General features: G+C 39.9%; 15 protein-coding genes and 1 pseudogene. All 16 read right to left on the bottom strand.

Going from position 1 to position 14,673, the window contains the following annotated elements:
• Window positions 1–58: 58 nt before the first annotated feature.
• The gene (lpdA, locus tag FVB9532_RS10260) at window positions 59–1,462 is read right to left on the bottom strand and encodes a dihydrolipoyl dehydrogenase (protein ID WP_057482989.1); all 1,404 of its coding nucleotides are present in this window, start codon (window positions 1,460–1,462) and stop codon (window positions 59–61) included.
• Window positions 1,463–1,551: 89 nt separating this feature from the next.
• Entirely contained in the window at window positions 1,552–1,980 is a 429-nt protein-coding gene (locus FVB9532_RS10255) for a Fur family transcriptional regulator (RefSeq protein ID WP_057482988.1), read from the bottom strand.
• 35 nt (window positions 1,981–2,015) lie between these two features.
• Window positions 2,016–4,568: a heavy metal translocating P-type ATPase gene (locus FVB9532_RS10250; RefSeq protein WP_150545109.1), complete on the bottom strand. Its 2,553-nt coding sequence runs from the start codon at window positions 4,566–4,568 to the stop codon at window positions 2,016–2,018.
• A gap of 12 nt (window positions 4,569–4,580) precedes the next feature.
• Window positions 4,581–4,664, bottom strand: a pseudogene (locus tag FVB9532_RS20050) (STAS/SEC14 domain-containing protein); the annotation flags it as partial.
• 39 nt (window positions 4,665–4,703) lie between these two features.
• Entirely contained in the window at window positions 4,704–4,835 is a 132-nt protein-coding gene (locus tag FVB9532_RS19905; RefSeq protein ID WP_258539130.1) for a hypothetical protein, read from the bottom strand.
• A gap of 24 nt (window positions 4,836–4,859) precedes the next feature.
• Entirely contained in the window at window positions 4,860–5,621 is a 762-nt protein-coding gene (locus tag FVB9532_RS10240) for an AlbA family DNA-binding domain-containing protein (RefSeq protein ID WP_150545108.1), read from the bottom strand.
• A gap of 58 nt (window positions 5,622–5,679) precedes the next feature.
• Window positions 5,680–5,772: an SHOCT domain-containing protein gene (locus tag FVB9532_RS19740; protein ID WP_011709086.1), complete on the bottom strand. Its 93-nt coding sequence runs from the start codon at window positions 5,770–5,772 to the stop codon at window positions 5,680–5,682.
• 156 nt (window positions 5,773–5,928) lie between these two features.
• Window positions 5,929–6,150: a SpoIIAA family protein gene (locus FVB9532_RS10230; protein ID WP_013073459.1), complete on the bottom strand. Its 222-nt coding sequence runs from the start codon at window positions 6,148–6,150 to the stop codon at window positions 5,929–5,931.
• A 210-nt stretch (window positions 6,151–6,360) separates the two neighbouring features.
• A complete protein-coding gene (locus FVB9532_RS10225) occupies window positions 6,361–6,903 on the bottom strand; it encodes a hypothetical protein (protein WP_013073460.1) in 543 nt (180 codons plus the stop codon).
• Window positions 6,903–7,154, bottom strand: coding sequence for an SHOCT domain-containing protein (locus FVB9532_RS10220; RefSeq protein ID WP_150545107.1), 252 nt, complete (start codon window positions 7,152–7,154; stop codon window positions 6,903–6,905). The genes FVB9532_RS10225 and FVB9532_RS10220 overlap by 1 nt, the downstream gene beginning before the upstream one ends.
• A 30-nt stretch (window positions 7,155–7,184) precedes the next feature.
• On the bottom strand, window positions 7,185–7,544 hold the full coding sequence (locus tag FVB9532_RS10215) for a SpoIIAA family protein (protein WP_128766681.1): 360 nt from the start codon (window positions 7,542–7,544) through the stop codon (window positions 7,185–7,187).
• Between the two features lie 26 nt (window positions 7,545–7,570).
• Entirely contained in the window at window positions 7,571–7,993 is a 423-nt protein-coding gene (locus FVB9532_RS10210) for a Fur family transcriptional regulator (RefSeq protein WP_128766680.1), read from the bottom strand.
• 15 nt (window positions 7,994–8,008) lie between these two features.
• Window positions 8,009–8,347, bottom strand: coding sequence for a P-II family nitrogen regulator (locus FVB9532_RS10205; protein ID WP_009778856.1), 339 nt, complete (start codon window positions 8,345–8,347; stop codon window positions 8,009–8,011).
• Window positions 8,348–8,443: 96 nt separating this feature from the next.
• Window positions 8,444–9,694, bottom strand: coding sequence for an efflux RND transporter periplasmic adaptor subunit (locus FVB9532_RS10200; protein ID WP_190324899.1), 1,251 nt, complete (start codon window positions 9,692–9,694; stop codon window positions 8,444–8,446).
• A 22-nt stretch (window positions 9,695–9,716) separates the two neighbouring features.
• Window positions 9,717–14,150, bottom strand: coding sequence for a CusA/CzcA family heavy metal efflux RND transporter (locus FVB9532_RS10195; protein ID WP_150545106.1), 4,434 nt, complete (start codon window positions 14,148–14,150; stop codon window positions 9,717–9,719).
• A gap of 138 nt (window positions 14,151–14,288) precedes the next feature.
• Window positions 14,289–14,615 (bottom strand): DUF6660 family protein, encoded by a 327-nt coding sequence (locus FVB9532_RS10190; RefSeq protein ID WP_225573949.1) that lies wholly within the window; start codon window positions 14,613–14,615, stop codon window positions 14,289–14,291.
• Between the last annotated feature and the right edge of the window lie 58 nt (window positions 14,616–14,673).

Genomic DNA, 14,673 nt, shown 5'->3' with positions numbered 1-14,673 from the left:
AATATTTCAAAAAGCTCAGTAGCGTCTTAATTTTTAAGAACTTACTGTTAGGTCAACTTTAAATATGCAACGCCCTGTCTTCGGTAGCTGCCAGACAGGCCTCCTTAAAGGTCTCGGAAAATGTGGGGTGACCGTGTGACATTCTTGCAATATCCTCGGCAGCCGCCCTAAATTCCATCGCTACCACCGCTTCGGTATAACTGTCTGCTATGCGAGGGCCTATCATATGCACGCCCAATATCTCATCGGTTTCCTTATCTGCGATTACCTTGATAAAACCATCCGTATCCATACTTATCTTCGCCCGTGCGTTTGCCTTATAGGGAAAAGAGCCCGTTTTTATACTTCTATTGGTCTTCTTCAGTTCTTCTTCCGTCAAGCCTACACCGGCGACCTCAGGCTGGGTGTACACGATATTTGGGATAAGGGAATAATTGATATGTGGCTTTTGACCTGCTATGCTTTCGGCTACAAAAACGCCTTCTTCACTGGCTTTATGGGCAAGCATTGCCCCCCGGATTACATCCCCAATGGCATACACACCCTTGACATTGGTTTCAAGGTTTTTATCTACCGTTATCTGTCCTTTCTCATTGGTTTCCACTCCTATATTTTCAAGCCCTAAACTGGCGGTGTATGGTTTTCGGCCAATGGCCATAAGACAGTAATCGCCATCTAAACTCATTTCTTCTTTATCGGAAAGATTTTCCGCTTTCAATTCTACTTTATCCTCAGTTGCCGTTGCGTTTGTCACCTTATGTTCCAAATAAAAATCAATTCCCTGTTTTCTAAGGGAACGGTGCAATTGATGTCCCAGTGCGCCGTCCATAGTGGCGATAAGGCTATCAAAATATTCTACTATGGAAACCTTTGAACCCAGGCGGGCGAATACGGAACCTATCTCAACACCGATAACGCCACCCCCAACGACCATTAAGTGCTTGGGGATTTCCTGTAGGGCAAGGGCTTCGGTGGAAGAGATGATACGCTTTTTGTCTATTTTAATATTGGGCAGTGAAGCGGGTTTGGACCCTGTGGCAATGATGATTTTATCGGTTGTTATGGTTTCCGTTTTGTCCCCGCCCTTAATCTCAATCGTGTTTTTGTCCTTGATGGTGCCGTGGCCTTGATAGACGGCAACCTTGTTCTTTTTCATCAGATAATCAACACCATTGATGATTTCCTGTACCACATCCTGAACCCTTTGGTTCATTTTCAGGATATCGACATTGGCCTCTTTAACATCAATCCCAAAATTTTCGAATTGATGCTTGAGTTTGTAATAATGCTCAGAGGCTTCCAACCAGGCTTTTGACGGGATACAGCCCACGTTAAGGCAGGTGCCGCCAAGCGTGTTGTACCTTTCAATAATGGCTACTTTTAATCCTAATTGGGCGCAACGGATCGCACTTACATACCCGCCCGGGCCAGATCCTATTATAGTTACATCAAATTTTTCCATATTCACATTTTTTTAAGTTAGTTACGGTGGAAAAAACCTTAAGCTTGACCATTGGGGGCTGGGATTCAGGCTTAAGGCACTCCCACCTATTATTTTTTACTACAGTTTTTACATATCCCTTTTAAAACTAGGTTCACATCGTTCACCTCATACTGGTTTGGCAAACTCTCTTCCGATATTTTATTTGGTAAACAGATTGTTTTCTTACAATTGGTACAATGAAAGTGCATATGTAAATCTGTACTGTGTTTACCTTTGGCGTTTTCATCGGAAATCGCATATTTTGCAAAAGCAGTTCCATCGTCAATTTGGTGCACCATGCTTTTTTTCTCAAAGAGCTTTATCGCCCTGTAGAAAGTGGTCTTATTGGCTGTTTTGATATTTTTATTGATAAAGACTTTTTGCATTTCATTTAAACTTACTGCATAAGTTTTCCTTTTGAGGTATTTGTAAATTTTCAACCTCATTTCAGTGGGACGTATCCCTTTTGACGATAATTTTTTTTCCGTTTTTGTCATTTTATATTCTTTCGAAAAACAGTCTAAGTCCGGATCTAATCTTTTTTATAAGCCAAAAGCCTTAACGCATTAAAAACCACCAGAAGCGTCGAACCTTCATGGATTACTACCGCCACTCCAATATTTGCCAAGCCGAATATGGTTGAAGGTATAAGCAGGGCCACAATACCAAGGCTAACCCAAAGGTTTTGCCTGATAATCGCCTTTGCCTTCCTGCTTAAACCTATGGCAAAGGGCAGGGTTTCCAACTTATCGGCCATTAGCGCAATATCCGCCGTTTCCAGGGCTACATCACTTCCCGCAGCACCCATAGCTATTCCTACAGTGCTGTTTGCCATGGCAGGGGCATCATTAACGCCATCGCCCACCATTGCCACCTTGGATTCCTTTTCTTTTAATTCTTTTATAGCATCCACTTTTTCTTCCGGTAATAAACTACCCCAGGCATCGGTCAATCCTATTTCTTCTGCTACTGCGTCTGCTACCTTCTGGTTATCACCAGTAAGCATGATCATTCGTTTAATTCCTATTTCTTTTAATTTTTTAAGGGTTCCCTTGGCGGCTTCACGAGGGGTATCCATTAATGCAATGATGCCTATATATTCTTCATTTTTTCGTATAAGCATTGTTGTATTTCCACCACCTTCAAGACCACGCACTTTCGTAGCTATTTTTTCGGAAGGTGTACTCTCATCAAGCCCTTCGTACAGGTCGAGGTTACCTATATAGATTTTATCATTGCCAAATGATGCTTTAATCCCTTTACCCAGAACTGCCTCTAAATTAGAGGCATTTGGGATTTCCTCGCCTTCCAGACGCTCTTTTCCATCACGAACTACAGCTTTGGCCAGGGGGTGATCACTAAGACCTTCCACGGCTACTGCTATTTTGAGAAGTTCATTGTCTGAAATATCCCCAAGTGGCACCACTTGGGTAAGTTTTGGCTTTCCTTCCGTTAGAGTTCCGGTTTTATCAAAGGCTAGGGCGGTAATAACCCCCAGGTCCTCCAGAGGGCGCCCTCCTTTAATTAATACCCCGCCACGGGCAGCTCTGGCCACTCCACTTAATACAGCACTTGGGGTCGAGATTGCCAACGCACAGGGACTTGCAGCTACTAATACGGCCATCGCCCTGTAAAAGCTGGCGCTAAAGGGTTCGTCAATAACTAAAAAAGCAAACAAAAGAATCCCGACCAAAATAAGGACGGACGGCACAAAATATTTTTCAAATTTATCGGTGAGCAACTGGGTAGGCGATTTTTGAGTCTGAGCTTCGTTAACCAGTTTCACCAATCGGGAAAGCGTTGAATCTTTGGCTGCTTTGATAACTTTAATCTCCAAAGTATTGTTCCCATTGATCGTTCCGGCAAAAACGCGGTTTTCATCTTTAATATCATCTACCTCTGAGTAATCCTTCTCAACATCTTCTACGGGAACTTTATCTACCGGTACACTCTCCCCGGTTATTGGAGCCTGGTTAACACTACTCTGCCCATCTACCACTACGCCATCTGCAGATATTTTACTATTTGGTTTCACCACAATGATATCCCCAATATTGAGTTTTTCGATACCAACTTCTTCCGTTTTACCATTTTTCTTAACCAAAGCTGTTTTTGGCGCCAGTTCTGCCAGTGCAGCTATAGATTTTCGTGCTTTGTTCATTGCATAATGCTCCAAGGCATGCCCCAGGCTAAAGAGAAATAATAACAAAGCTCCTTCAGCCCATTCCCCAAGAATAGCTGCTCCTATAGCTGCGACCAACATGAGAAAATCAATTTCAAATCCACCTTTGGCTACGGTCTGTATGGCTTCTTTTGCTGTAAAGTAACCTCCAAAAAAGTAGGCACCTATGTATAGGGATAAGCTGACCCATTCCGGTATTGATGTTACGTAGGACAAACCAAAACCAATACCCAAAAGAGCACCACAAATAATAGCAAAAATAAGTTCGGTGTTTTTCCCAAAAATACCTCCGTGGGCGTGGGAATGTTCTTCCCCGGCCCCGTGGCTATCCGCTTCTCTATGATTCTGGAGATCAGTATCTTTATGCTTTTGTTCTTCTATATCCCTTACCTTTTCTTTATTTAAATTTTGAGGATTCTTTTCGGCAGATTTAAAGCCCTTATTCTCAGCAGAGGAGCTTTTTTTAACTTGTAGGTTTTCTTTTTCGAGCTTTGTAGTTATCTCATCAAAACTTGTTTCCCGTTTATCATATTCTAAACGGATCATTCCTCCGGCATTGGCGGAAGCTTCCAAAACGCCTTTGATATTCAGCAGACTCTTTTCTAAAGTCCTTGCATGCCGGGTATGCCTAATCCCCTCAACCTCTATAAGCAAATGTCCATATTTCGCGGTAATTTCAGCCCCGGTTCTTTCTGCCAATGATTGAATGCTGTCAATAGAAATTATATCCGGATCGTAATGAAAGCACAATTGTGGCACCGTATCTTCCTGATCGTCTTTTATATGCACTTTATCAAGACCTTCTTTGGCTTCTAATTCTTCAATGAGCCTTTGCACACAAGTGTCTTTTTCATTTGGCACCTGTGGAAGGATTACGGGAATTTTGATTTTTAGTTTTTTCATATCCTTAGTTATTTATATCCAGTTTTTTGCTTGTTCTTTATCCTGAAGGTCAAAATATTTGACTTCTGAACCAGTAAAGAAATCAGTAGCTTTAGCGACCCATTCCTGCTATTTTTTTCGCCTACAAATGCCATTTTACACCTTATGATATTTACCGATGATGTTGTGGATGAGCGGATGGATTTTTTCTATATCCTTCTTTGTGATTTTACCATTGACTTTAGCGGCAATCAAGTTTTCTTTTTCTATGTCCAATACCTGTATCATTTTTTCAATTTTATAGGGTCTATATTAATTTAAGTGTATCTCCAAATACTCCAGAGCCTCAGGCATATCCAACTCACGGGTACCATTCCCGGTTCTGATAAAGAAATGCGAACGGTCACTCAAATTCAAATACACAGGTTTTTGTGATTTATGAACCCTTACATAACAGATATCCTTTTCTTCAAATTGGTGAAAAGACACTTTAACCAAAGTGCAAAAATGGGTACCCAACTTGAGGGACACCAATTGCATTATATATTGCTCAAACCCGTCCTTGCCAGGTTTTTTTAAAGTACCATAATCCTGTTCCAGCCCCAGAATACTACCTTCATCATCAATTCCGATAATTAAATGCCCTCCTTGGGTGTTCATAAACCCGGCAATTGTTTTTGCTATTACGTCTTCCAAAGCCTTATTCGGTTTAAACTGCCTCAAATCCCATCTCAAGGTAGATTTAAATTCTACTTGCTGGTTTTCTCCTGCCGCAATCAGCTCTCTGATCTCCTCCAGCTTATCTCTTCTTCCGGTCAATTGAAATATTCTTTGCCTGACCATAAACATAAGCGACAAGGCAATGCCCAGCAGTCCAAATAGCAATTTGATTATGGCTTGATCCAAATCCCATACTCTAAATTCCTGCTGATATGAAGCAAGCAGGTATTTCCACCATTCGCCATTATCTCCCTGCATGTCATACATGTGGAGTGAAATAGCCAGGGGCTGTATTATAAATAAGCCAAGGGCTAATCCAATGAATATAAAAACAAATACTTTCCGTTTTTTCATTTTTACCTTCTTTTATATGCCATAGGTGCCATCGCCTTCGATACCTGTGGCCTTATAACTACTTCTTCTTATCCTGAAGGACTTTCTTCTTTTGTTCAAATTCCTCATCGCTTATCTCGTCCCGGGCGTATCGATCTCTCAGGGCTTCCATAGCCTTATCCTTCCGTCTGTTTTGTCCCGGGGTGGGATAAGGAATTAAGAATATCCAAAAGATAAGGATTATCCAAAGCCCCCACCATATCCAGTGCATTCCCCCAAAATATCAGTCGTCCATCATAATCTTTCTGTTTAAATTTATTTAACTTTTTTAATGATTTCCTTTCTCCATCCATTCCTTGGCCAAATCTTTTTCTTCAGGGCTAAAGAATTTAATATGTGCCCTTGTAAAGGGAATCAAAACTTCCGTAAACTGTTCCTTCCATTTTGTATTTCCCACCAATGCAACCTTTTTAACGCGTTCTTCGTTCGGAAGTTTCAGTTCAATGCTCTTCCAATACGCACTTGCGGTCCACCCCTCAAAATTTTCCATTATTAGTAATAAGCGAAAAATGATAAGACGGAAATATTTATATATCACATCTATGTCCCTAATTGCGGTACAAATTTTGTACGGCAGGAGGATATTTTATTTACACTTATTACATCTCCCCAGCGCTATTTTAATAAGGCACTACTGGAAGAGGATGGGATTCTATTTATACTTTTTCATCTTTCTATGTTATTTTGAATTAAATGGCATTCACTCTTTCTTTAAAATAAGCTGGGCAAATTTTATTTCTATGGATCCTTCAAGTCCAGGAACCACTTGATTTAAGCTTGGGCTTATAGTTTTCTCTATAAATCCACCGGCACTTAAAAGACAGGAAAATGTAGGACCTTGGGGGATGTGGGTCAATGTCGCTTTAAAGTAGTTTTGCACTTCTTTATTAGGAAGCCTGATCGTTACCAACCAATTAAAATCAATTGGTTCATGTGGGCGCAAAAGGAAATCCTCAACCGGGACCTTCCCGGAAAATCTTATCCATATAGGTGCTTGAGTACTTTTAAGATAGGTGGCTAGCTGTGGATTATTTGTGTCTATAGTTCTCAAATCTATGGAACCCGTAATTTCTTTACTTGTGTAATCAAAAAACATGGAAAGTTGATGGCTTTCCGCCTTAAATGCATTGCCATCTATATTAGCTTTTATAAGGATATGCCCCTCCCGTGTACTGTATATAGTTTGGGTATGCAGGATAGGAGCCAGCATTAAAAAAAATATAGTTAGTTGTCCTTTTCCCATTATTTTTCCTGCCTAATTTTTTTCTGGCCCTTTGGTTCATTTTTATTTTGAAGTATATTTACCCGGTGTTTATATTCTTCCTCGCTTATTTCGCCCCGTGCAAAACGCTCCCTTAGAATTTCCATTGCTCCGTCTTTTTTCCGTTTTTGTCCCGGGGTGGGGTAAGGAATTAAAAATATCCAAAAGATAAGAATTATCCAAAGTCCCCACCATATCCAGTGCATTCCCCCAAAATTCCAGTTGTCCATCATAATCTTTCTGTTTAAATTTACTTAACTTTTTTAATGATTTCCTTTCTCCATCCATTCCTTGGCCAAATGTTTTTCTTCAGGGCTAAAGAATTTAATATGTGCCTTTGTAAAGGGTATCAAAACTTCGGTAAACTGTTCCTGCCATTTTGTAATTCCCACCAATGCAACCTTTTTAACGCGTTCTTCATTCGGAAGTTTCAGTTCAATGCCTTTCCAATACGCACTTGCAGTCCACCCCTCAAAATTTTCCATTTCAATATACCAGTATACTTTATGGTTTGCCTGTATATGGTTTTTTAATTGAGATATCAAATTGTCATAATCGGTAGCATCCAATCTATTTTGAGCTACCATATATACCTTGTTTTCTTTTTTATAAATTTTCATCATTGTTCCAATTTTTTAAATCAAAAAACTTAATCCAAGTCATTGCTACATTTCTCACAGACTCCCTTGGCCACCAGATTGATATCCTCTGCCACATAGCCGTCGGGCAGGTTTATCTGAGGGATTTTGTGCTCTGTAAGGCACACGGTTTCCCCGCAACTATTGCAATGAAAATGTAAGTGAAGGTCGTTTCCCACCTCACATTCACAATTGTCTTCGCACAGGGCATATTTAATGATGCCGGTGCCATCCTCAATTTGATGCACGATTCCTTTTTCTTCAAATGTCTTCATAGTACGGAAAAGCGTACTCCTTTCCGAGCTTTCGAAATCCTTTCCAAGGTCGCCTAAGCTAACGGCCACATTCAGTTGTGCCAGCCGTCTATAGGTCATCAAGCGCATTGCCGTAGGGCGGATGCCTTTGCTTTCCAACTTTTTTACTATTTTTTCCATTTGCTATAAAAGTATTTAGGGGTCGTAACGCTTTATGGATTCCCCGGTTTTTATCTGGAAGGCATCTTCAATATCGGAAAGATAAATTATTCCGTCACCGGGTTCAGTTGTTTTTGCATTCTCAAGGATAATATCTATTGCTGATTGTGCTTCTTCGTTTTGACATACCAGTTCTAACTTTACAACCGGACTGTCTGTTACACGGAAATCTAAAGAAGGTGATGCGCCTTTTGCTTTAAAAGCCCCCGTTCCTTCTCCCTGGGAAAGGGTCATACTTTTAAATCCGCTTTCACTAAGAGCTTCAATTACATTTTGAACTCGTTTCGGTTTTATAAATGCTTTTATTTCTTTCATTGCTGTAATATTAATTTTAGTATTAAGGATGAACCCTCTGGAATTTTAATTAAGACAAACATTTAACAGAGAGTCCATCCATCTAATTTTTTTAATTTAATGACCATGGGAAGTCTGGCTTTTCTGCATTTCAGAAACCAGATAATAGGCATTATTATAGGCAACCAACGTACCTTCAGGCAGAGGCTCCAGCAGTTTAATTTCAACCCAACCATCTTCATTTATTCCCGTTCTAACCTGCACTGGTTTCAATTCCCATTCGGTTTCACCATCTTCCTGGTGTTTTTGGGCCGTAAAGATGTAGGGATTTCCTTCTTCTTCAATTATTGCTTCTTCCGGTAAGGCAGGAACAGCTTCTTCACCGGTCCTGATTTTTCCGTTTATATACATCCCCGGAATTAGAAAATCTTCTTTATTATCGATTTCTGCATGCACATGTACCGCTTTGGGGTTTTGTTCAAATTGTTTCCCCACTGAATAAATTTCCCCGGTTAAATTACTGCCTGGAACCGATTCCAGTGTAAACGCAATCTTTTGGCCTTCTTTCACCTTATAAATATCTTTTTCAAAAACCATTAGATCGGCATGAACATGTTCATTATCAACTACCATAAACATACTGGTCTGAGGGTCTACATATTGTCCTACCTGTACCAGTACTTTTTCAATATAACCTCCAATTGGGCTTACTACCGGAATATATTCATATAATTCACCGTCTCTAACCTGGGAAGCATTTAGGTTTAACTGGCGCAATTGCGATTCGTACCCCCGCACTTCACCTTGTACAGACTGGTAATCTGATTGGGTTTGTTGAAAAGATTTTCCAGATCCTACCTCTGCTTCATATAAACGTTTCTGTCTTTCAAATTCCTTTTCCAAAAATTGCATCCTACTATATGCATTAATATAATCAGACTGCATTCTGGTTAAATTTGGGTGAGAAAGATAAGCCAACACCTGACCTTTATTTACCTTATCCCCCTCAATAACCTTTATAGAAGTTATATTACCGCCTAAAATTGCCGTAACGGTAGCTTCATATTGTGGCGGCACTTCTAACTGGCCATTGGCTTCCACAATACCCGACAAAGCTTTTTTAGGCAAGGTATCTACTTTAATCCCCAGACTATTGAATTTCATTTCTGAAAGATGTACCGAACGCATCCCACCTTCTTCTTCACCGTGTTCTTCATCTCCTTCCTCACCGTGATTTTCACCTTCTTCGGTATTAGTAGTTGCAGTTTCACTGGAAGCATCTTCCCCTGCCGCAGGATTTTCTTTACATCCAAAGAATATGCTGAGCGTTAAGGCAAGCATTAGAATATTTATTGATCTTGTATTCATATCGATTTTCTTATTTTAATTTTTAATTTGAATTCTTAAGGTAATATTCCAGTTGGTAGCGGCTGTCGAGATAATCGTTAAAAGCACTCCAGGCATTTACCTCGATTCTAATGGCATCTCTTATATTTTGGAGAAATGTCACATAATCGATAGCGCCTTCCTTAAAGGCCAGCACTGATCCACCTTGTTGCTCTTTGGCCAGCGGAAGTGCTTCATCCCTATAATAATTCCATGAGTTTCTCCATTTGATGTAGTCTTCACGCATATTTTTATAGGCGGTTTCCAGTTCGATTTTATCCTGATAAAAGTTTTGCTCTGCAATCTGTCTATTTACTTGTGCTTCCTGTGTACGGCCTAATTCCGGCCCAAAAAACAGCGGAATTTGAATTCCTATTTGATATTGGAAGAAACCCGATTGCCCGGCTATTTCCTGCCTACCGTACTGACCCTGAAATTTGGGCAAAAATTCAGATTTTCGTTCTCTGGTAACCGCTTTGGCAACATCTATCCTTTGTTCCGAAACCTGCAGCAACGGATGATTTTCAAGCGACTCTACCAGAAAGTTTAAAGGTTCGTCTAAAGTTTCAACAGGCAAATCTGGTACATCATAGATCGTATCACTAACAAACCATAAATTTAGACGCTGTAATGATTTCAGGTAATCTCTATAAGCTTGTTCTAACTGTATTTTCACCTCATTCCCCTGATTTGAAGTAGCAAGATACTCCAGTTTAGAGGTAGCTTCTGTTTCATACCTGATTCGTGCTGCTCTTTCAATGTCTTCAAAAATTGAATCCATTTTCTTATATACCCGATACCTCTTTTTACTTGTATAAACTGAAGCCCAGGCCCTGCTTACTTCACGTTCCACTTCTAAGGTATTTAGTTCTAAAGCATTTTCAGCAAGGGCCACCCTTTCTTTCTGTAATTTCAAACGGGGAGCTATTCCAAAAACATCTATGCCTTGTTGTTGAACACCAATTTGGGTATAGATCCCATCAGAGCCATTTCCTACCTCTTCTTTTCCTGTAAAGATTTGGGTATTCCCAAAATCATAGGCGGTTTTACGCAATACTTCCTCACTTTCAATTTCAAGTTGGGCAGCTTTTAATTGTGGAAAGTTTTGGATTGCCATTTCTTTAGCCTCTTCCAAACTAATAGTTTGTAAAGAATCCTGTATTGGATTTTCCGATGACATTTCATCAGATTGTGCATTTACGGAAAAGGTTCCGCCTAACATCAAGCCAATTATCAAAATTGTGGCTAAAGATCGTGAATTGGAAGAACCAAGCTTGTTCTGTTCCTTTTTCTCTCGTCTCTTCTCTACAAATGTATAAAGGACAGGAAGAACAACCAGCGTAAGTAAGGTAGCTGTAAGCATGCCACCAATAACAACCGTAGCAAGGGGTCGTTGTACTTCAGCTCCTGCTGACGATGAAAAAGCCATCGGCAGAAATCCAAAAATATCTGTTGTTGCTGTTAACATAATGGGACGTATTCGTTCTTTGGTTCCTGTAAAAATTCTATCTTTTATACTGGTTACCCCTTCTTCTTTTAAGGAATTAAACCTGTTAATAAGCACCAGCCCGTTTAAAACGGCAACCCCAAACAATACAATGAAGCCTACACCAGCTGAAATACTAAACGGCATATCTCTTAACCAAAGAGCAAATATTCCTCCAATAGCCGCCAGTGGAATGGCTATATAGATCATAATTGATTGGGAAAAAGATTGGAGTGCAAAGTACAGAAGCACGAATATCAGAAATAGAGCGATGGGCACTACTATTTGTAAACGCCCTTTTGCTCTTTGAAGGTTTTCAAACTCCCCACCATAAGTAATGTAATATCCTGGAGGTAAATCTAACTCTTCATCCAATTTTTGCTGGATGTCATTTACCACAGATTCCACATCCCTCCCGCGGGCATTAACTCCCACATAGGTTCTTCTAAAGGTGTTATCCCTGGAAATTTGCATAGGGCCCGGTACATAACTAATATCAGCTACTTCCTTAATCGGAACCTGAGTGCCATCCGGCAGATCTATATAGAGGGTACGTAAATCATCAATGCTTTGGCGGTGCGCCTCATCAAAACGTATTACCATATCAAACCGCTTTTCCCCTTCAAAGATCACTCCGGCCGTTCCTCCAGCAAAAGCTGCACTTATATAATCGTTAATCTTTTCAATGTCCAATCCATATTGCGCAATTTTTTTACGATTAAACCGCACCGTCATTTGTGGAAGACCAGATGTTCGTTCAGGGTTCACATCTCCTACGCCCGGTATAGTCTGTATTATTTCAGCCATTTTATCAGCTTTTTCAGCAAGAAGGTCTAAATCTTCACCATATAATTTTACCGCAACATCTTCCCTGACCCCGGTAAGCAGTTCATTAAAACGAAGCTCTACAGGCTGGCTAAAAACCAGGTTGACTCCCGTAAGTTCTTCATTAAGTTTCTCTTTGATCTTTTCTATCAATTCCTCTTTAGAACTTGCCGAAGTCCAATTATCCATATCCTTCTCTAATACAATAAACATATCGGCAATATCCATAGGCATTGGATCAGTAGGGATATCGGCAACCCCAATCCTCGCTACGGCGGTTTCTACTTCCGGGAAATTCTCAAGAAGGATATCTTCTATTTTTGTGGAAACATCAATTGCTTCACTCAAACCACTTCCAGGTCTTATTAAAGCCTGCATGGCGATATCCCCTTCATCAAGTTGAGGGACAAATTCCCCTCCCATTCTGGAAAAGATAAAACCGGCTACTATAAGTAAGACAACCGCAGACCCCAATACTATGAACTTCAATCTTAAAGCTCCTTTTAATAAAGGCATGTATCCTTTTTGAATCCCTCCAATAATTTTATCACTAACTTTTTCCAGCCAGCGTTCAAACTTTCCAAACCAGTTCTTTTTATTCTGAATTGGTTTCATAAATAAAGCAGACATCATAGGGACATAGGTAAGGCATAAGAAAATAGCACCTATCATGGCAAAACCAAAAGTAAATGCCATTGGCCGAAACATTTTCCCTTCTACCCCCGTTAGAAAAAGAATGGGCGCAAATACGATAAGAATGATAATTTGTCCAAAAAAGGCGGAACCCATCATCGTACTTCCGGCATCATAGGCTACTTCATCCATTTTAGCCTTATTAAATTTTATTTTGCCGGAACGCATCCGTTTTTGTATTTCATATACCGTACCCTCAATGATGATCACAGCACCGTCTATAATAATTCCAAAGTCAATAGCTCCCAAACTCATTAGATTGGCCCAGACATTGAATTGCTTCATCAATATAAAAGCAAAAAGAAGTGATAATGGAATGGTAGTAGCAGTTATAAGACCGCCTCTCAGACTACCTAATAATATTACTAAGGCAAAAATCACGATTAAAGCACCTTCCAGAAGATTCTGGGTCACGGTACTCGTAGTTCTTTCAATTAAAACACTTCTGTCAAGGAAGGGTTCTATTGATAAACCTTCAGGCAAAGATTGTTCTACCGTCTCCATACGATCCTGAACATTTGCAATTACTTTATTAGGATTTGCACCTTTCAACATGAGCACCATACCGCCAACAGCTTCACGGCCATCCTGGGTAAAAGCACCATAGCGTACCTGGCTACCAAACTGGACCTCTTCAGCTGCATCTCCAATTGTTACAGGCACTCCATTTTCATTCTTGATAACAATAGATTTTATATCATCTAGTGACCTGATTAAACCCTCACCACGGATAAAATTGGCCATATTATTTTTTTCTATATATGCACCGCCTGTATTAACATTATTTTTTTGCAGGGCATCGAAGACTTGGGAAATAGAAACGTTTAACGCATTCAGTTTTTCGGGATTAATGGCAATTTCATATTGTTTTATAGAGCCCCCAAATGAATTTACCTCTACTACACCTTCGACTAGGGTCATTTGACGCTTTACGATCCAATCCTGGATGGTACGCAATTCCGTAGGGGAATAAACGGTGTCATACTCTTTTTGGGGCTTTATCGTATATTGATAAATCTCACCCAAACCTGTAGTAATGGGTCCCATAGCGGGACTTCCAAATTTTTCAGGTATTTGGTCCCTGACTTCGTTTAGTTTTTCCTGAACCAGTTGACGGGGTTTGTAAATGCCCATATCGTCCTCAAAAACAATTGTAACCACGGAAAGGCCAAATCGGGAAACAGATCGTATTTCCGTAACCCCGGGCAGGTTCCCCATTGAGAGTTCTACAGGATAGGTTACAAATTGTTCAATATCTTCTGTTGCAAGATTAGGTGATTGGGTGATCACCTGAACCTGGTTGTTAGTAATATCTGGCACCGATCCCAGGTTGACGGTCATCATGGACCAAATACCCGTCCCTATCAGCGCTAAGGTAAGTAGTCCAATAATAAATTTATTATTAATGGAAAATGCGATTATCTTATTAATCATATAAATAAAAATTTAATTCAGTTAAAATTCTTGATAATAATTTTGTGCCTAACAAAATCTATCAATAGGACCAAGGATCTAGTATGAGAACCAGGATTTGGTCAAAAAAGGATATAATTATCCTTTAAAAAAACTGAATTAAACTTTTGGAGGATCTAAAAAGGAAAGAATAGGTTCTTCCACTGAGCTGTCAAAATGGACAAAGGCTTTTGATGGAATTTCAATAATCAAAGCCTTGAAATTTGAAGAACCGAAATCTACTGTATGCACATGGCAGCAATGGCAACTACAAAAAGGAGGGCATAAATCTGCTACTTTATCATGTGAATAGTCGATATCTAAATTCTGCGTAGCAACCACTGTTACTTCTGAATCAGAAATCACTTGTGAAGTGTCACTATCATTACAGGCTAATAAGTTAAGCCCGAATATATATAGAGATAATATGACAGCGATAATTTTCACACTACAAAGATAAAAAAAAATCAATGCACAGATTGTGCAAAAAGAATAGGAACAGATT

The sequence above is a fragment of the Mesonia oceanica genome (genome assembly GCF_902499555.1).
Taxonomy (GTDB): Bacteria; Bacteroidota; Bacteroidia; order Flavobacteriales; family Flavobacteriaceae; genus Mesonia; species Mesonia oceanica.
The sequence above is the reverse complement of the archived record's forward strand: the minus strand, read 5'-3'. Positions and strand labels throughout refer to the sequence as shown.